Origin of the sequence: Streptomyces glaucescens, assembly GCF_000761215.1 — a bacterium.
GTDB lineage: Bacteria > Actinomycetota > Actinomycetes > Streptomycetales > Streptomycetaceae > Streptomyces > Streptomyces glaucescens_B.
In genome coordinates, this window is record NZ_CP009438.1 from 466552 (window position 1) to 485123 (window position 18572).

Annotated in this window: 15 protein-coding genes; 2 read left to right on the forward strand and 13 right to left on the reverse strand. The window is 74.8% G+C overall.

The genetic code is table 11. The annotated features are described in order from the left end of the window. Positions 1–184: 184 nt before the first annotated feature. The gene (locus SGLAU_RS01985; protein ID WP_043497781.1) at positions 185–1354 is read left to right on the forward strand and encodes a spore photoproduct lyase family protein; all 1170 of its coding nucleotides are present in this window, start codon (positions 185–187) and stop codon (positions 1352–1354) included. Here SGLAU_RS01985 and SGLAU_RS01990 read toward each other — a convergent pair. The 5 genes from SGLAU_RS01990 to SGLAU_RS02010 form a co-directional block, all read right to left on the reverse strand. Beyond that, on the reverse strand, positions 1342–1848 hold the full coding sequence (locus tag SGLAU_RS01990) for an MSMEG_6728 family protein (protein ID WP_043497783.1): 507 nt from the start codon (positions 1846–1848) through the stop codon (positions 1342–1344). The two genes, SGLAU_RS01985 and SGLAU_RS01990, sit on opposite strands and share 13 nt — an antisense overlap. 20 nt (positions 1849–1868) lie before the next feature. Continuing rightward, positions 1869–2765, reverse strand: a complete 897-nt coding sequence (locus SGLAU_RS01995; protein WP_043497785.1) for an SDR family oxidoreductase — start codon at positions 2763–2765, stop codon at positions 1869–1871. 373 nt (positions 2766–3138) lie between these two features. Beyond that, positions 3139–4758, reverse strand: a complete 1620-nt coding sequence (locus SGLAU_RS02000) for a phytoene desaturase family protein (protein ID WP_043497787.1) — start codon at positions 4756–4758, stop codon at positions 3139–3141. Further along, positions 4751–5260 (reverse strand): SRPBCC family protein, encoded by a 510-nt coding sequence (locus SGLAU_RS02005; protein WP_043497789.1) that lies wholly within the window; start codon positions 5258–5260, stop codon positions 4751–4753. Before SGLAU_RS02005 ends, SGLAU_RS02000 begins: the two co-directional genes overlap by 8 nt. Before the next feature lie 248 nt (positions 5261–5508). Beyond that, the gene (locus SGLAU_RS02010; RefSeq protein WP_043497791.1) at positions 5509–6432 is read right to left on the reverse strand and encodes an NADP-dependent oxidoreductase; all 924 of its coding nucleotides are present in this window, start codon (positions 6430–6432) and stop codon (positions 5509–5511) included. A 127-nt stretch (positions 6433–6559) separates the two neighbouring features. Here SGLAU_RS02010 and SGLAU_RS02015 point away from each other — a divergent pair, with 127 nt between their 5' ends. Continuing rightward, complete coding sequence (locus tag SGLAU_RS02015; protein ID WP_078957555.1) at positions 6560–7585, forward strand: GlxA family transcriptional regulator; 1026 nt, start codon at positions 6560–6562, stop codon at positions 7583–7585. Between the two features lie 76 nt (positions 7586–7661). Here the strand turns inward: SGLAU_RS02015 and SGLAU_RS02020 are convergent, their stop codons facing one another. The 8 genes from SGLAU_RS02020 to SGLAU_RS02055 form a co-directional block, all read right to left on the reverse strand. Beyond that, entirely contained in the window at positions 7662–8231 is a 570-nt protein-coding gene (locus SGLAU_RS02020) for a tellurite resistance TerB family protein (RefSeq protein ID WP_043497793.1), read from the reverse strand. A 170-nt stretch (positions 8232–8401) separates the two neighbouring features. After that, positions 8402–9880 (reverse strand): glutamate-cysteine ligase family protein, encoded by a 1479-nt coding sequence (locus SGLAU_RS02025; RefSeq protein ID WP_043497794.1) that lies wholly within the window; start codon positions 9878–9880, stop codon positions 8402–8404. 117 nt (positions 9881–9997) lie between these two features. Beyond that, positions 9998–10612, reverse strand: coding sequence for an NAD(P)H-binding protein (locus tag SGLAU_RS02030; protein WP_107408954.1), 615 nt, complete (start codon positions 10610–10612; stop codon positions 9998–10000). Between the two features lie 78 nt (positions 10613–10690). Beyond that, on the reverse strand, positions 10691–11200 hold the full coding sequence (locus SGLAU_RS02035; RefSeq protein WP_043497796.1) for a hypothetical protein: 510 nt from the start codon (positions 11198–11200) through the stop codon (positions 10691–10693). 99 nt (positions 11201–11299) lie between these two features. Continuing rightward, the gene (locus SGLAU_RS02040; RefSeq protein ID WP_078957556.1) at positions 11300–13474 is read right to left on the reverse strand and encodes an acyltransferase family protein; all 2175 of its coding nucleotides are present in this window, start codon (positions 13472–13474) and stop codon (positions 11300–11302) included. Positions 13475–13818: 344 nt separating this feature from the next. Beyond that, positions 13819–14865: an N-acetylmuramoyl-L-alanine amidase gene (locus SGLAU_RS35840; protein WP_208868874.1), complete on the reverse strand. Its 1047-nt coding sequence runs from the start codon at positions 14863–14865 to the stop codon at positions 13819–13821. 791 nt (positions 14866–15656) lie between these two features. Then, positions 15657–17030, reverse strand: coding sequence for an alpha-lytic protease prodomain-containing protein (locus SGLAU_RS02050; protein WP_099052752.1), 1374 nt, complete (start codon positions 17028–17030; stop codon positions 15657–15659). 398 nt (positions 17031–17428) lie between these two features. After that, entirely contained in the window at positions 17429–18376 is a 948-nt protein-coding gene (locus SGLAU_RS02055; protein ID WP_043497800.1) for a LysR family transcriptional regulator, read from the reverse strand. Positions 18377–18572 lie beyond the last annotated feature (196 nt).

The following is an 18572-nucleotide window of genomic DNA, read 5'->3' on the forward strand; positions in this document are numbered from 1 at the left end:
GGCACGGACGCCGCCCAAACCGGGCTTGCGGCGTGTCCGCCTACAGTGGAACAAGTGCCCCACGCCGGGCCTTCCCGCGCCCGGGCGCCGACCGCGCACCACCGGCACCGATGGCACCACCGGCACCACTGGCACCACCCAGGCAGCAGCCCGCACCACTCGCACCACCGCACCGGAGCCCGTCATGTCCCACCCGTCCACCGTCCCGGACGACGACTCCGGCGCCCTCTTCGGCCTCGACGCGCTCGCGCCCGCCCCGGCCGGGCAGCGCCCGTCGTTCCGGGACTCCCCCACGGCCCGCCGGCTGCTGGACGTGCGCGAGATCCACGCCGAGCCCGCGGCGGCCGCCTCCCCGCGCGGCCGGCAGATCATCGCCCGGTTCCCCGGCGCCAGGGTGATCCCCGTGGACTCGCACTGGCGCATCCCCGGACTGCACGGCAACGAGGGCAACGTCGAGCGCTGGGTCCGCGTCAAGGGGGAGACGCTGGTCCTCGGCGAACGGAAGAACCTCACCACCCGCCCCAACGGCCGGTCCGCCGACTGGATCGCCCCCGGGCCGTCCAACGGCTGCGCCATGGCCTGCGCCTACTGCTACGTGCCCCGCCGCAAGGGGTACGCCAACCCCGTCACCGTCTTCACCAACATCGAGCGGATCATCGCCCACCTCGCCCGGCACGTGGCACGGCAGGGACCCAAGACGGAGCCGAACCAGTGCGACGCCCGGTCGTGGGTGTACGACATCGGCGAGAACGGCGACTGCTCGGTGGACGCCCTGATCAGCGACAACACCGCCGATCTCGTACGCGCCTTCCGGCAGTGGCCGACCGCCAAGGCGTCGTTCGCCACCAAGTTCGTCAACCCCGACCTGCTCGCCCTGGAGCCGCGGGGCCGCACCCGGATCCGCTTCTCGGTGATGCCCGGGGACGACTCCCGGCTGCTGGACGTACGGACCACTCCCGTCGCCGAGCGCATCCGCGCCGCCGCGGACTTCCTGGACGCCGGGTACGAGGTGCACTTCAACCTCTCCCCCGTGGTCGTCCGGCCCGGCTGGCAGGACGCCTGGGCGGAGCTGCTGAAGCAGCTCGACGACGAGCTGCCGCAGCGGGTGAAGCGGCAGGCCGCCGCCGAGGTGATCATGCTGACGCACAACCGGGACCTGCACGAGGTCAACCTCGGCTGGCACCCCCGCGCCGAGGACGTCCTGTGGCGACCGGACATCCAGCAGGCCAAGCGCTCCGAGAACGGCGCGCTGAACGTGCGCTACCGCAACGGCGTCAAGGCGCGGGCCGTGGACGACCTCCGCGCCCTGATCGGCCGCCACGCGCCCTGGCTGGACGTCCGCTACGCCTTCTGACCGCGCGGTTCACCGGTGGGCGCCTGCCTCGGCTCACGGTCCGACGCAGGCCACACGTAGGGCAGGTCGTCCGGCACTCCGGGGAACAGCTCGGCGTAGACCTCCCGGTCCTTGCGGACGAGCGCGGAGCGGTGGCTCTCGTGGAACGCCTCGTCGCCGAGCCAGGGCGGCAGCTCGCCGGCGGCCGCCAGCTCCTCCTGGTGCCGCACCGCGAGGCCCGGCCGGTGCGCGGCCAGACCCGCGACCAGGGACGCGGCGCAGCTGTCCTGGTGGCCCTGCTCCCGCCAGGCCCGGCAGATCTCCAGGCCGTACCGCACGAGGGCCTCCTCGTACCCGGACCACATCCGTACGGCCGGGTGCCGGCGCCAGCCGTAGCCGGGGACGGTCAGGCCGCGCAGCACCTGGAGCGCCTCGACCCGCTGCTTGCCCAGCCGACGCCGGTCCAGGAGCAGAGCCGTCCGCCGGAAGTCGGGGTCGGGCAGGAACGTCTGCATCGGTCAACGCCTTCCTTCCGTCAGCCGGACGGGCGCCCGGGATCCGTGCGGACCGCGGTTTCGTCGGCGCGGCCTCCGGCCCCCAGGGGCCCGGTGTGGCGGAACGCGGGCTCGGACTCCAGCGCCGGCAGGTGGCGGCGCGACACCCGCAGCACCACGGGGGGCAGCGCCGCACGCGTCACCTGGACCAGACGCAGCCAGGCGGGGACGTACACGGTGGGGCGGCGCCGTTCCACGGCCCGCCCCAGCCGGGCCGCGACCAGCTCCGCCGGATAGACGCGCCGAGCCGGCGGCGGCATGTGACCGCGCAGCTCCCGCAGCACCAGGTAGTGGTCGGCGTCGCGGATCATGTCGGTGTCCGTCCAGTTCACGTAGGCGATGCCGACGGCCACCCCGTGGTGTGCCTCCTCGGCCCCCAGCGCGTGGGCGAAGGCCTCCACGCCCGCCTTGGAGGCGCAGTAGGCGCTCATCAGGGGCGCGGCGCCGAAGGAGGCCAGTGAGCCGACCTGGAGGTAGTACCCGGCGGTCTCCCGCAGGTCCGGCAGGAACGTCTGGGCGGTCAGCGCGCTGCCGGTGAGGTTGACGTCGATCACGCGGCGCCAGCGGTCCGGGTCCGCGGTGGCGAAGGGGCCGCCCTCCGCGATCCCCGCGTTCGCGACGACGGCCGAGGCGGGGCCCAGCCCGGCCCGTATCCGCCGGGCGGCCCGGCGCAGTTCCGGGCCGTCGGTGATGTCGGCCTCGTGCGCCACCGCCGGGCCCGGCAGCGACCGGGCCACCGCTTCCAGGGCGTCCCGCTCGTGCCCGAGCAGGGCCAGCCGGGCACCGCGCCGGGCGAGGTCCCGGGCCACGGCCGCGCCCAGCCCGCGGGCTGCTCCGGTGACGACGACGGTGCGGTTCTCCAGTGGGCCGTGCGTCATGGGGACCCTCTCCCCTCGTCGTGGGACCCCGACGGCGGGCCGGTGTTCCGGGAGCACCTGCCGGGGCGCGGGTTGCGCCGTCGGCGGTCCCCGGACCGGGTCGCCGACGGCGGGGGTGGGCGGGTCGCCACCGGCCGCGGCCCGCGCGATCCGGGCAGGCCCCGCGTCACGGCGCGGGAACCCGCGCACGGGACCGGCCGTACGCGGACCCGCGCTCGCGTCGACGGCGCCCGGTACGGGCCCGTCCGCGTCCGCCGCGCGTCCGCGTCCGCCGCCCGCCCGTACCCGACGTGCCGGGGCACGGGAGTGCGGCCACCTCGGCCGGGCCGCGCGGGGCCCTGGGCCGGGGCGGCCCGCGTGGGGTGCGGGCCGGTCATCGTCTGCGGCCCGTGCGGTCTCGGCGGGCCAGGACGCGCTGGGCGCGGGCCCGCCCGGGCGGCAGGCGGCGGCGCAGGGCCGCGCGGGCGGCGTTGGCGCCGGGGGCGCCGTGCACGCCGCCGCCCGGGTGGGCGCCCGCGGACGCCAGGTACAGCCCGGTGACGGGGGTCTCCGGGCGTCCGGTGCCGGGCAGCGGCCGGAAGAAGAGCTGCTGGTGGAGGGCCGTGGTGCCGCCGTTGATGGCGCCGTGGTGCAGGTTGGCGTCGAGTGCCTCCAGGGCCGGCGGGGCGAGGACGCGGCGGGCGCGGATCAGGGAGCGGAAGCCCGGGGCGAACCGCTCCACCTGGCGTTCGACCCGGTCGGCCATGATCTCCTGCTCGGCCGGCCCCCAGGCGCCGGTCAGACCTTCGTCGCCCGCGTCGGAGGCGACGTCGAGCGGCACGTGCGTGTAGGCCCACGCCGACTCGGTGCCCTTCGGCGACCGCACGGGATCGGCGGTCGTCATCTGGCCGAACAGCGCGAAGGGGCGGTCCGGGACCTGCCGCATGGCGATCTGCGCGGCGAACCTGGTCAGCTCGTCCACACCGTCCGCGAGATGAACGGTGCCGGCCCGCGCCGCCTGCTCGGCCCGCCAGGGCACCGGCCCGTCGAGCGCCCAGTCCACCTTGAAGGTCGCGAAGTCCCACTGGAAGCGCCGCAGGTCCTCCAGCACCTGGCCGGGCAGGTGCTCCGGCCGGACCAGGCTGCCGTACAGGGCGGGCACGGACACGTCCGCGAGGACCGCGCGCCGGGCTTCGACCGCCTCCCCGCCGGCCGTGCGCACCCCGACGGCCCGGCCGCCCCGGACGACGATCTCCTCGACGCGGTGCCCGCAGCGCACGGTGCCGCCCCGGGCGAGCAGCCGCCGGGTCAGGGCCTCGGTGAGGGCGCCCGCGCCGCCCACCGGCACGGGGAACCCGTACGTCTGTCCGAGCATCGACATCAGCCAGCCGTAGCCGCCGCTGCCGGCCGCCTCGGGGGCCAGGTCGGCGTGCAGGGCGTTGCCCGCGAGCAGCAGCCGGCCGCCGGCGCCGCGGAACTCCTCCTCGCCCAGGCGCCGCACCGGCAGCACGAGACTGCGGGCGAGCCGCAGCCCGCCCGCGGCACGCAGCCGTACGGCGAGGCGGGCACCGGCCCGCACCGGGGGGAAGGGCGTGAACAGGGCGTCCAGCAGTTCCCCGCGGATGCGCTGCCACACGTCGTGCAGCCGGTGCCAGGCGGCGCCGTCACCGGGCGCGAAGGCGTCCACGGAAGCGGCCGTGGCGTCGACGTCCCGGTCCAGGACGGCGCAGCTTCCGTCGCTCAGCGGGTGCGCCAGCACGTGCGGCGCGTGGCTCCAGCGCAGTCCGTGGTCCTCCAGGCGCAGCCCCGACACGACCGGGGAGGCCGCGGCCAGCGGGTAGAAGGAGCTGAACAGGTCGTTGACGAACTCGGGGTCGACGCCGCGGTCGTGGCGCACGGCGCCACCGGCGTCCTCCTGTTCCTCCAGGACCGTCACGCTCCAGCCCGCGTCGGCCAGCAGGTTCGCCGCGACCAGTCCGTTGGGTCCGGACCCGACGACCACCGCGTCAGGCATGCTCACCTCCGGGCGCGCCGGCGCTCGTGCGCGCGCTGCGCCCGTCCGTGGTGTCCCGTGTCCCGGTGCGGGCTTCGGCCTCGCAGAGCCGGGAGAGGCGGGCCAGCATGGCGCGGTGGCGCAGCTGGATCATCGCCTCCGTGCCCACGTTGTGCAGCAGGCCGCCCGCGCCGCGCAGCGGGTGCTCGTCCACGATGACCAGGCAGTCCTCTCCCCACGGCCGTAGCTCGATGGCGATTCTGGCGGTGCCCAGCCAGCCGGCCTTCGCCTCCAGTTCCAGCAGGGTCCCCTCCTCGCAGCGCCGCACCACCGTCTCGTTGGTCAGCCCGACCGGTCCGATCCGCACCTCGTAGCCGATCGCCGCGTCCTTCTGCGGCCAGTGGCCCCGTACGGGCCGCGAGCTGGAGGTGCCCACCACCCAGTCCGCGTAGCGGGTCCCGTCGGCGAGAACGGCCCACACCGTTCCCGGGCTGGTCCTGATGAGACAGTGCCGCACCGCCATGGTGTTCTCTCCCCGGCTCGGGTTACGAGTGTCCGACATCGCGGAGTGCCCCTCACCGCCCGGGTGAAACGGGGCCGGCCCGTCGGGCCCGCTCCCCGCCGGGGCCGCCGCGGCGAGCCGGAACGCGGCTGACCGCGCCGGACGGCCACGGCCCCGCCGCTCGGGCGGGGCGTCGCCGGCGCCGTCGGCCGCGGCCGCGTGTCCTGGGCCCTGCCCCGGCGGGCGGCTCCGCCGGCGGGCCCCGGGGGTCAGGCGACCGTCAGGACGATCTTGCCGGTGGTGCGTCCCCGCTCTCCGATCCGGTGGGCCTGCGCGGCCTCCTCCAGCGGCAGGACGGTCTCGACCACCGGCCTCAGCGCGCCCCGCTCCACCAGGGCGGTGATCTCGCGCAGGCCCAGGTGGTCCGGTTCGACCAGCATCCAGGTGGCCCGCACCCCGTCCGCGGCGGCGGGGACGTCGTCCGGGCCGGGCAGGGTGATCAGCAGGCCGCCGGAGCGGAGCACCTTCAGGGACCGCTCGGCGGTCTCCCCGCCGAGCCCGTCCAGCACCACGTCGACGTCGGACACGACGTCCTCGAACCGCACCGCGCGGTAGTCGACCACCTCGTCCGCGCCCAGCTCCCGCACCAGGTCGTGCTTGGCGGCGCTGGCCGTGCCGATGACGTGGGCGCCGCGCGCCTTGGCGACCTGGACCGCGAAGTGACCGACTCCGCCGGCCGCGGCGTGCACCAGCACCCGCTGCCCCGGGCGCACGTCGGCCGCGTCCACGAGGGCCTGCCAGGCGGTCAGCGCGGCCAGCGGGAGGGCCGCCGCCTCCACGTGCGTGAGGCCCGCCGGCTTGGGCGCGAAGTGCCGGGCCGGCGCCACCACGTACTCGGCGTACCCGCCGGCCTGGCGCGGGAAGAGGGGCATGCCGAAGACCTCGTCACCGGGACGGTGGACGCTCACGCCCGGTCCGACGGCCTCGACCGTGCCGGACACGTCCCAGCCGACGGCCGGTACCGCGCCCCACTCGATGAGGGCGCCGCTGGCGCGCGTCTTCCAGTCGACCGGGTTGACGCCGGCCGCGTGCACCCGCACCAGGACCTCGCTCAGTCCCGGCTCCGGCCGCTCGACCTCGCGCTCGACCAGGGCCTCGGGTCCGCCCCACTGCTCCACGACCACCGCACGCATGATGTCTGCCTCGCTTCGTCTCGATCGGGTCGTCGCCGGGAGCCTTCCCCGGCGACCCGGTCCACGATGCGGTGTCCGGGGCCGCCGTGGTGTTGGCCGTACGGTCACCATGTGACAGGATCCGGCCATGCGCGCAGTGCACGACCGGACGGCGGACGACGAGCGGGACCACGTCGAGGGGCCTCCTCGGCGTCACCGGATCGCGGTGCTCGCCCTGCCGGGGGTGCCGCCCTTCGAGCTGGGCATCCCCTCCCGTGTCTTCGGCAGCGTCGAGGACGCCGAGGGCCGCCCGCTCTACGAGGTCACCGTCTGCACCGCCGACGGCGCGCCCGTGCTCAGCGATGCCGGATTCACCCTGCGCCCCGCGGCGGGGCCGGAAGCCCTGGCCGTCGCGGACACCGTGATCATCCCGCCCACGCACGCCATGCCCGAGCTGGGCCGCGGCGGCCCGCTGCCGCCCGAGGTCACCGCGGCCATCGCCCGCATCCGGCCCGGCACCCGGCTGGTGTCCATCTGCTCCGGGTCCTACGTGCTCGCCGCCGCCGGGCTGCTCGACGGCAGGCCCGCGACCACGCACTGGAACCTGGCGCCGGAGTTCCGCAGCGCCTACCCCATGGTCAAGGTCGACGAGGAGGTGCTGTTCGTCGACGACGGTGACGTGCTGACCTCCGCGGGTGTGGCGGCCGGTGTCGACCTGTGCCTGCACATGATCCGGCGGGACCACGGCGCCGCCGCGGCCAACCGGGCCGCCCGGATGTGCGTCGTACCGCCCTGGCGGGACGGCGGGCAGGCGCAGTACATCGACCGTCCCGTGCCCGAGCCCACCGTCAGCGGCACCAGCGCCACCCGCGCCTGGGCACTGGAGCACCTCGGCGAACCCCTGACGCTCGCCCGGCTCGCCGAGCACGCCCGGATGAGCCTGCGCTCCTTCACCCGGCGTTTCCGCGACGAGGTCGGCATGACCCCGGGTCAGTGGCTGACCGCGCAACGGCTGGAACTGGCCAAGCAGTTGCTGGAGACCACGGACTGGCCGGTCGACCTGGTCGCGCACCGGGCGGGTTTCGGCTCCGGCAACTCCTTGCGGGCGCACATGAGGACGGCTGTCGGCATCTCCCCCGCCGCCTACCGCCGCACCTTCAGCGCCCAGGGCTGACGGGGCCCCCGGGGCCGCCGCGGCCACGCCTGCGCGGGCTCCTGCGGCTCCGGGGGCGGGCCGGCGCCGGCGGCGCTCAGATGCCGAACTCCGCCGGGGAGAGGCCGAGTGCACCGCACGCCTCGCGGACCGCCTGCTGCTCGTTCATGTCGAAGTGCCCGTCCGCACCGGCGACCACGATGCCGGTCTGGATCACCGCGCGGGCCTCGGCGGGCTTCTTCGCGGCCTTCGCGATGATCTGGAGGGCCTCGGCCCTGCCCGCCTCGAAGTTGCCGAGCAGCCGGTCCACGTGCTGGTTGAACCGCTGGCGCAGCTGGTCGGCCGGGAAGTTCTGCAGCACCTCGTTGGTGACGATCAGTTCCTCCACGCGCTGTCGCTCCGCCGGGTCGACGTGCCCGTCGGCGACGGCCACCAGCGCGCACATCGCCATGCTCGCGTCCCGGTAGGCGCCGCTCTTCAGCTCGGTCTTGACCGAGGCCAGCTGGGACTTGAACAGCCCGATCAGCTGGGCCTTCGATCCCCCGGAGGAGGAGCCCGCCCCATGGCCCTGCCCGCCGTGCGGCGCGTGGCCGCCGCTGGTCTGGCGAGCGCCCTGCAGCTGCTGCAGGTTCTTGGCCTGGTCCTTGATCCGGTCCCACATCGCCACTGGTGCTACCTCGGCTTCTGTCGCTGTTCGTCGCGGTCGTCGGTACGCCGTACGCCCGGTCAACGCTCGCGGGAGCCGCGGGGTTCCCCACGGGTGCCGTCGGCGGCCGGTGCCGTCGCGGCCCGTACCCGCGGCGGTCCGTTGCCGTCGGCCGTCCGGGGGCCGCCGCCTCACTCGACCGGCCAGGTGTGCGCGGGGGCGTTGAGGTGCATGTAGTCGAGGTACTGCCGGGTCATCCGGCGCAGCGCCTCGTGCCGGCTCACCTGGGGCCGGTCGTGGAGGTGGTGGAACATCTCCGACTGCCACACCGCGCCGTTGCGCCCGCTGACGCACCGCTGCTCGATGACCCCCAGCAGCGGCTCACGCCAGGCCGCGTCCATGCCCGCCTGCTCCAGCCCGCGGTGCGCCAGGGGCAGCAGGCGCCGCAGCACCAGCTCGGTCACCGGGACCTCGCCCATCCCCGGCCAGTACAGGTGGGCGTCGATCCCGTGCCGGGCCGCGGTGTGCAGGTTGTCCTCCGCCACCGAGAAGGACATGCGCGACCACACCGGCCGGTCCTCGTCGACCAGGGCGCGGGTGAGGCCGTAGTAGAAGGCGCCGTTGGACAGGATGTCGGCCACCGTGGGGCCCGCGGGCAGCACCCGGTTCTCCACCCGCAGGTGCGGCACGCCGTCGACGACGGCGTAGACCGGGCGGTTCCAGCGGTAGATCGTCCCGTTGTGCAGGGTCAGCTCGGCGAGCCCCGGGATCTCGCCGCGGTCGAGCAGCGCCTGCGGGTCCTCGTCGTCGCACAGCGGGAGCAGCGCGGGGAAGTACCGCACGTTCTCCTCGAAGAGGTCGAAGACGGTGGTGATCCAGCGCTCGCCGAACCACACCCGGGGGCGCACCCCCTGCACCTTGATCTCGTCCGGCCGGGTGTCGGTGGCCTGTTCGAACAGCGGGAGCCGCGTCTCGCGCCACAGCTCCTTGCCGAACAGGAAGGGAGAGTTCGCCGCGAGGGCCACCTGCACCCCCGCGACGGCCTGGGCGGCGTTCCAGTAGGGGGCGAACTCGTCCGGGGACACCTGGAGGTGGAACTGCGTGCTGGTGCACGCCGCCTCCGGCGTGATGGTGTCCGCGAAGGTCTCCAGCCGCTCGACGCCGTCCACCGAGATCAGCAGGTCCTCGCCGCGGGCGGCGAAGATCTGCTCGTTCAGCAGGTGGTACCTCGGGTTCTCGGAGAGCGCGGCCGGACCGACGTCCTTCTGCTCCAGCGTGGGCAGGATCCCGACCATGACGAGGTGCGCGCCGATCGCGGCGGCCTTCTCCTCCGCGTGGTTGAGCGCGTCCCTGATCTCCCGCTCCCAGGAGTCCGGGCCGCCCGCGGTCAGCCGCCGCGGCTCGATGTTGATCTCCAGGTTGAACCGGCCCAGCTCACTCGACCAGGCCGGATCGGCGATCGCCTCCAGGACGTCCGTGCTGCGCATCGCGGGCTCGCCGGAGGCGTCCACGAGGTTCAGCTCGATCTCCAGGCCGACCTGCGGCCGCTCGAAGTCGAAGCGGGACTCGCGCAGCATCCGCGCGAACACGTCGAGGCACTCGTGCATCTTGTGCCGGAACCGGCGACGGTCCTCGCGGGTGAACGCCATCGCCGGGACGTCGCGTCCCATACGGCCCTCCCGAGTGTCCTCGGCGCGCAGTGCTACCTTCAGCGTCCCACTCCCCCGCCGGGCCAACCACCGCCCCGGCGGGTCGCGCGCGCTTCCCCGCCGGGCTGCCCGGCGCCGTCAGGAGACGGGTTCGCGGAGGGTGCCGAAGCCGGTGCGGGCGACGTACTCCGCGAAATCGCGGGCGGGCCGGCCCAGTGCCTCCCGGACGCCGTCGGTGACCGTCGCGCCGCGCTCCTCGCGGATGTGCCGCAGCAGCACGATCAGCTCGTCGGCCACGGCGTCCGGGTGTCCGGCGGCGGCGAGGTCGGCGCGGTACTCGTCCTCGGTGACCGGGACGAAGCGCAGCGGCCTGCCCGAGGCGCGGGCGATCTCGGCGACGGCGTCCCCGAAGCTGAGCGAACGGGGGCCGGACAGGACGTAGACGCGTCCGGCGTGTCCGTCCTCCGTGAGCGCCGCCGCCGCGACGTCCGCGAGGTCCGCCAGGTCGACGAACGCCTCCCGTCCCTCACCGGTGGGCAGCCGCAGCTCGCCCGGGCCGGCCAGCGGGGAGGCTATGAAGTCGAGCTCGGTGAAGTTCTGGGCGAACCAGGTGGGGCGCAGGACGGTCCACTCCAGGCCGGACGCCTGTACCGCCCGCTCGGTGGCGAGGTGCTCCTCGCCCAGCTCGGCCCAGACCCGGGCGGACAGCAGCACCAGCCGCCGTACCCCGGCGCCGGCCGGCCGACGGAGCACCGGGCACTGGCCAGGGCGGGGGGCGGGGCGTGAAGGCGCCGGCGCCGCCTCCCGGGTGCCTGCCGGGCGCCGGGTTCGTCAGCGCGCGCCCCACACGCTGAGCTTCCAGACGTCGCCCGCCTGGTGGATTCCCGGGTCCTCGGTGTCGTGGTCGCCGGACCCGTAGGGGTCGGGGTCGTCGATCACGAAGACATGGGCGCCGGACCCGGGGACGCGGTAGCGGTGGACGTCCCCCGAGAGGTCGTCGGGCTCGACCGCGCCGCCCAGGGAGAGGACCGCGGACCGCAGCTCCTCGAAACGGACGCGGGCCGCGAACCGCCCGTACGCCCGTTTCAGGGCCGGCGGCACGCACGGGCCGTGGACGAGACGGTGGATCTGCACCCCGATCCCGAAGCAGGACAGGGTCCCGCCGGACTCCGCGAAGGAGACCTCCACCAGGCCGTAGTCCCGCCGCAGCAGCCCCCGGCCGGGGTCGTCGAGGTGGTCCGTCCCCAGTGCCGCTGTCCAGGCGCCGGGGGCGGACCCGAGTCCGGTGCCGAGGACGGCGCCGCGCGTGGCGACGTGGGCGTAGAAGTCCAGATCGGACACCCGTCGATCTCCTTGGTGCCGTGCGGTGGGGTGCCGTCGGTACGCCGCGGGGCCCGCTCCGCCGGTGTGACCGGCGGAACGGGCCCCGCGGGTGCCGGTTCAGGCTCCGGGACGCCGGCTCAGGTCCGTGCCGAACAGCTTCAGCAGCTCGGCCTCCACCACCGGGGTGAGCGCCTCGACGAAGCCGTCCGCCAGGTGTCCGTAGTCCCGGTACACCATGGTGTTGCCGACCACGACGGGGCAGTTGCCGGACGGGGCGCAGACCCAGTCGTAGGGGTCGATGACCGCCACGTCCTCGGCGGCGGCCGCCGCCCGGATCGCCTTGGTGACCTCGGGCTTGGGGTCCGCCTCGGAACGGTCCCGGGCGCACGAGCCGAGGCTGTCCGGGTGCGCGACCGCGCAGTCCACCGCGTTGTTCTTGGGCCACGGGGTGTCGAGCAGCGTGAGCACCCGGGTGCGGCCCTGCTGGAGCTTGCGGTAGGTCTCGGCCTGGCCCTTGCCCCAGGCCTGCGCCATGTCGCCGTCCCCGTACAGCTTCGCCGAGTTGGAGCTGGACGTGATGACGAGTTCGGGCTCCATGTCGAGGATCTTCTCGAGGGTGGTGGCCCGCCAGTCGTCACAGGTGGAGTAGGGGCCGCCGTTGTACTCGATGGTGATCTGGGCGACCTTGCAGGCGTTCTTGGTGAACGAGTAGAGCCGCCAGTGGTGCTTGCGGGCGATCTCGTCCAGCGCGGGGAACCACTGGGCGACGTGTGAGTCGCCGAAGAGGACCACGCTGCGCTCGGCGTCCTTGTCGCCGTACAGGCAGGGCTGGGTCTGCACCGTGTCGGCCATGGTCAGGGCGCAGTCGTCGGTGTAGACCCGGGACCGCTTGTAGGCCGTGTCGCGCATGCTCGGTTCGAGGTTGGACGGCAGCTTGTCCACCCGCTGTTCCAGCAGCTCGACCAGGGCGGCACGGGGGTCGGACGCCGCCGCGATGGTCGCCTTGGGGCTGGGCCGGGCGGCGCCTTCGTCCAGGGTGGGCGGGAACTGCGTGGCGACCACCGCCAGGGCGGCCGCGACGGCGGAGAGGCCCAGGCCCAGGGAGAGTCCCCGGGCCGCGTGGGCCTTGAAGGCGCGGTGGAAGCGCATCGGGTTCTCGACCAGGTGCAGGGTCAGCCAGGCCAGCGGGATGCCGCACAGCGCGGCGATCAGCCGCAGCGGCCCCTCGTGCTCGCCGAAGCCGGCTGCGGCGGGAACGATGATGATGAGCGGCCAGTGCCAGAGGTACCAGGCGTAGGAGATGCCGCCGATCCACACGGCGGGGCGCAGCGCGAGGACCGCGCCCGCGCCGTAGCGGCCGGCCGCCGCGCCTCCGGCGAGGACGGCGGCGGCGCCGAGCACCGGGATGAGGGCGTTGTGGCCGGGGAAGCGGGTGCTCTCGTCGAAGACGACGGCCGAGTAGCCGATGGCGGCCAGCCCGGCCCAGCTGAGGACGGCCGCGACCGGGCGCGGGATGTCGTCGAGGCGGTGCGCGGCCAGCGCCAGCAGGGCGCCCACCGCGAGCTCCCAGATGCGGCCCTGCGAACCGAAGTAGGCCCAGGAGGGGGAGGTCTCGGTGAGGTGCAGGTTCAGGGCGAAGGACGCCGTGGCCAGGGCCAGCAGCGGGATCGCCAGGAGGGCCCGGCGGCGGAAGAGCTTGAGGGCGACGATCAGGACGATGGGCCAGATCAGGTAGAACTGCTCCTCGACCGCCAGCGACCAGAAGTGCTGGAACGGCGAGGGCGGCACGTCCGTGTTGAAGTAGTCGGTGCCCGCCTCGGCGAGGCGGAAGTTGACCACGTACCAGGCGGAGGCGATGGCGTCCTTGGCGTAGTCCGCGAAGCGCAGCGGGCCGAGGAAGAGCCAGGAGCCCGCCAGCGTCGCCAGCACGACGAGGGTGGAGGCGGGCAGCAGGCGCAGCGCCCGGCGGGCGTAGAAGCGGCCCAGCGCGATCCGGCCCTCGCGGCTCCACTCGCGGAGCATCAGCGAGGTGATCAGGAATCCGGAGATCACGAAGAAGACGTCCACGCCGACGTATCCGCCGGCCACGGACGACACCCCGGCGTGGGAGATGGCCACGAGCGAGACGGCCACCGCGCGCAGACCCTGGATGTCCAGTCTGAGTCCGGCGCCGCCGGCCGCCGGAGCCGGCCGGTTTCCTCGGTCCCCGGGAGCGCCGTCCCGTGGTCTCGGGACGGCTGGGACGTCTTCGGAAGTGGGCCGCGGGGGCTGCGCTAGGCGGCGGACGGGCACCGTCTGGATCTCCTTGCTCTTGGGGCGTCACCGAGACGTCACTCACGCCTGCGGAAGGGTCCGGGGCTCACGGCCACCGGATCTGCTGACGCCGGTGATCGCCCCGGAGCCGGACGATCGAACCTACCGTCGACCGGGTCCGCGCTCGATGACGTTGCTATCACATGGTCATAACAAACGGACAGTTCGGGTTGGCAGCGCCCGGCGACCGCGCTATGACGAATGACGCAAAGAAGACATAGACGGCGTTGTTTCCCTTTGGGGTCCCGGCCCGGGCCGGGGTGGTGCTCCGGCGCTCCGGGCGGCGGGGCACCACCCGGCGCCCGGAGCGGGACTTCCCGGTCTCAGCCCTCCTTCCACACCAGCGCGGTCACCACCGCCGACACGACCGTCACCGGCGTCTGCTGGGTGTTGAGGAGCCGCACCCGCATCGCCCGCCCGGCTCCGAGCCGCTTCACCAGCGGCACCACCGCGAAGGAGTCGCCGCCGGTACCGACCAGTTCGTGGATCGGGTGGTCCTGCACCAGGTCGCTGCCCTCGGACTCGGACATCCGGATCTGCACGGTCCGCCCGGGCTCCAGACCGCTCACCCGCAGGCTCAGGGACCCGGAGAAGCGGCAGGCGCCGCGCACCCACACGCTGCTCCCGGCGGGGTGGTGGCCCAGCTCGTCGGTCCACTCCTGGGTGAACTCGACGGAGTCCCAGGCGCCGGAGCCGAGACGGTAGGGTTCGGCGGTGCCGAGGTTGACGTAGTACGGCATGGGGTCCTCCTGTGCGGTGCCCTTGGCGGCGGCGAGAACGGCGGTCATCGGAAAGGCCCCGGGGTCGCCGTGCAGGTTCTCCGGGACGTGCTGGTGCCCGCAGTGCCCGCTGAAGTCCCTCCACGCGCCGGGGGACATCCGCACGCCGTTGCCGGCGCCGTACGAGCCGGGGTAGGCCTTGAAGGTCCGTCCCGAGGTGAGCGGCACGCCGTGCCGCTGGTGGGCCCAGCGGGCGAAGGCCCCGAGGTCGCGGATCACCCAGTGCGGCAGCTCCGGCATGTACAGGTGGGGCGTCGACCCCCATCGGCGGTGGGTGGCCGGGTCGCAGGTGCCGACCACCTCCACCTGGCACACGTTGAGCGTGTTCGTTTCCACGCCGCCTGCGTTGTTGACCAGGGCGCGGCTGGACACGTCGAAGTCGAAGTGCTGGTACCAGACCAGCCTGTTGGCCGCGAAGTCGGGTTTGGCGGTGAAGTTGGGCGCCGACGCGCCACCGCCGTAGGCCGGCAGTGACGTGCCCTCCGTGGAGTGCCAGACGATCGTGTTCGTCCGCATCGCCGTACCCGGGAAGTCGTCCTGGTACCAGTAGGCCGTCGAGGCCCCGGGGTACTTCTGCGGGCCGGTGCTCATGCCGCGCGCTCCGGCCGTGCGGGACGGACCGGCCGTGCGGGGTGGCGGGAAGTGGGGCCAGGAGTGGGGTCCATGGTCAGCCTCCGATCAGGTGGTGAGCCAGCCACGCGAGGAATGCGCTGATGACTGCGATACCGGGGGAGACTGGGCGCGTACAGGGTCGATCCGGCCGCTCGGGGGCGGTATTCGGACGCGGTGTCGCGTTCGAATCCACCGTTCTACGACGCCGGGTCGGTCGCGCGGAAATGCCGGGCGGCACGTTCCCCGGCCCGGCGGACGGCACGCCGATCGGCCGGACGCCGACGGCGCGGGGGCGGCCTTCCTGTACGCCGGTGGGGCGGGGTGCCGCCTTCCTGTAGGCGGTGGGGCCGCGGGCGGCCTTCGTGTACGCCGGTGGGGCGAGGTGCGGCCTTCGTGTACGCCGGTGGGGCGGGGGACGGCTTCCCTGTACGCCGGTGGGGCGGGAGGAACCCTCGCCGTCACCGACGGTGCGGGGAAGCCTCTCCTTGCACCTCGACGGGGCGAGCGGCCGCCGGGTGCTCACGCCCGCCCGGCGGGCCGCCCGGACGGCCACGGCCCCGGCGATCGGCACGGCGGCGCCCGGCGTCCCGCCGGGCGCGCGCCGGTGCCACCTCGTCAGGCCCGGCGCACGGCCGCGCAGTCGGCCTCCGCCCTCGCGGGGGGCGAGGACCACGGAACACGCGTGGTCCCGGGGCGCGCTCAGGCACCCCGGGACCACGTCCGCCCGCTCCCCCGTCGACCGGCCGGCGGCGCACCGCCTCAGCGTGCGTTCACACCCGCTGCCACAGCGCCGGCGCGTTCGGCGGCTCCCAGCCGGGCTGGGCCTGGTGACCCTGGAGGCAGCGGTATCCGGCGCCGCCGTAGGTGACCGTGTCGCCCGGCTGGTAGACGGTGCCGGCCGCCCAGGTGCCGCCCGGCTCGCCCGGGTCCTCCGGGTCCTCCGGGTTCTCGGGACCCGTCGTCGTCCTCAGGGTCAGGCCGTAGTTCTGGAGCAGCGGGTTGATCGGCTGGAAGTACGTCGTGCCGCCGCTGCTGCAGTTGCCCGAGCCGCCCGAGGTGACGCCCTGCGCCTGGCTGCCCGAGATGTACGACCCGCCCGAGTCCCCGGGTTCGGCGCACACCGAGGTGCGGGTGACGCCGGTGATGGTGCCCTCGGGGTAGGTGACGCTGGTGTTGTGCTGCTGCACGGTGCCGCAGTGCCAGCCCGTGGTGGAGCCCGACCGGCACACGGACGCGCCGACCGGCGCCTGGGTGGAGCCGGTGACCTGGACGTTCTGCCCACCCGCGCCCTTGACGTACGGGGTCGCGGTCCACTGGGAGTTGACGGCCACCCAGGCCATGTCGCGGCCCGGGAAGACCGAGCCCTGGAAGGTGCCCTGCGCCACCCGGTTGTGGCCGGTGGTGCTCGCCCCGGCCCGGCCGCAGTGCCCGGCGGTCGCGTAGCCGTGCTGGGTGCCCTTGGTGACGGGGAAGCCGATCGAGCAGCGTCCGCTGTTGTTGATGTAGTACGCCTCACCGCCGCGCAGGTCGTACAGCGGGCGGGGCCGCTCGGCGGTCCGCTCGACGCGGGCGAGGGCCCGCTCGACTCCGGCCGCCGCCAGGAAGGCACGTGCCGCGGCCGGGCGAACGGCCCGCACCACGACGCTGTTCGAGGGCACGTCGACGTACCAGACCGGCACGTCCGCGCCGGCGTGCCGCCCGGCGGCCCGGTCCAGGCGGGCCTTGGCCGCGTCCAGCTCGGCGAGGGAGTGGCGGACGACCGCGGCCCGCGCGCCCCGCGCCTCGATCAGGGACACGTCGCCGGCGTCGGTCGTCGCCACGGTGAGCGTGCCGGACTCGGCGCCGCGCACCCAGGCGCCCGCGAAGTCGCCGCCCAGGGCGGCGCCGAGGCGGCCCGCGGTGGCGCCGGCCTCCGCCTCGTTGGCGAGGCGCCGCTCCGCCTGCCGCCGGTCCAGGCCGAGGTCGCGCTCCATGGCACGGAGCAGCGCGGGCGGGGCGGCGTCGGTGCGCAGCGTCTGCGCGGCGGAAGTGGTGGCGGCGGCCGGCCCGGCGCTCGCGGAGCCGCTGAGCCCGGCCACGAGCAGGGCGGCCGTCGCCACCACGGCGGCACCCGCGGCTCTGGCCCGGATGTGTCGTCGGAGCATGGGGAGGTCTCCTCGGTTCGGGTCTCGCTCGGTGGGGAGATGCCGAAACCGTAGGGACGGCCGGCCGGCCCGCAGAAGACACCGGTCGGCCCTCTCCCCGGCGTTATGGAAGGCGGCCCCGGCGTCGGCGGCCAGGCGGCGGCAGCCCGGCGGCGACGCGGCGAGGCGCGGTGCCGGGAGCCCGGCAGGACCCCGAGGGGGCGCCTCCTGCCGCTGGGGCCTTGCGTTCGGATCAGCCCGGCTTGAGGTCGGGAGCCTCTCGACCGACCCGAGCGGGGTCTGGTGCGGCTGCAAGGCGGAGGAGGGAGCCGACGCGGAGCGTCGGCGACCGACGACAACGCCGCGGATGCGCGTGCCAGGCCCCGCGACGCCGGGGTGATCCCAACGACAGGCACTAGCTAGGACCCGCGGTGCGCCGCGAGCCACGCGGTGTAGCTGTCGCTGCGCGCCGCCACCCTCGTGTGCGCCGCCCGCGCCTGGGCGAGCACCGTGGCGGCGGTGTCCGCGTCCGGTGTCCCCGCGTGCCAGCCGAGCAGATGCCGCCAGGCCAGGGGCGTTCCGCTGAGCGGCCGGGTGACGATTCCCGGGGCGGCCGGGAAGGTGGCGCGGCACAAGCCGATCGCCCTGCCGACCTGGACGAGGTGCACCAGGGAGGAGGTGTCCGTCTCGTACATGCGGTGCGGTGTGAAGCCGGCGCGGGCGCAGGCCGCGGTGAAGCAGTCCCCGAAACATCCGTCGCCGGGCACGCAGGCCCACTCCTCGTCGGCCAGCTCGCTCAGCGCGATCTCGGGCGCGGTGGCACGGGCGTGGCCCTCGGGCAGCATGACGAAGACGGGGTCCACGGCGATCTCCCGCCAGACCAGGCCCTCGGCGCCGGGCGGTGCCGCGGAGCCGCAGGTGCCGGCGAGGGCGAAGTCCAGCCGGCCCTCGGCGAGCTGGTCGGCCAGCTGCCGTTCCGACCAGGAGGTGCAGGTGGTCACGCGGGCGTCGGGCACCGCGTCGGCGAGCCGGTCGACCAGGGCGCCGAGCAGCGGGCCGTGGGTGCCGCCGAGCCGCAGGCAGGCCGAGGCGCGGGGGGTGCGGGCGAACCGGGCCGCCTCCTGCTGGAGTTCGGTCACGGCGGGCAGCACGATGCGGGTGCGTTCGAGGACCAGCTCGCCGAGTGCCGTGGCCCGTACGCCGTGCCGTCCCCGCTCGAACAGCTCGCCGCCCAGCGCCCGCTCGATCCGTTTGAGCTGTGCGCTCAGCGCGGGCTGCGCGAGCCCCAGCGCCGTCGCCGCCCTGGTGAGGCTTCCGGCGTCGGCGATGGCCCGGACCGTTCTGAGATGCCGCAACTCCAGCTCCATGAGGGGAGCTTGCGTCGGCGGAGGGACGGGGGCAAGAGGTTGGTGCAGACCAGTATCCGCGCCCCCGGTTCCGGGCCCGTCGCGTCAGTCGCCGCCCCCGCCCCCGCCGCAGGACGAGCCGCCGCCGCAGGACGAGCCGCCTCCACACGACCAGCCGCTCCCGCCGCTGTCGCCGCTCCACCAGGAACGGCGCCGC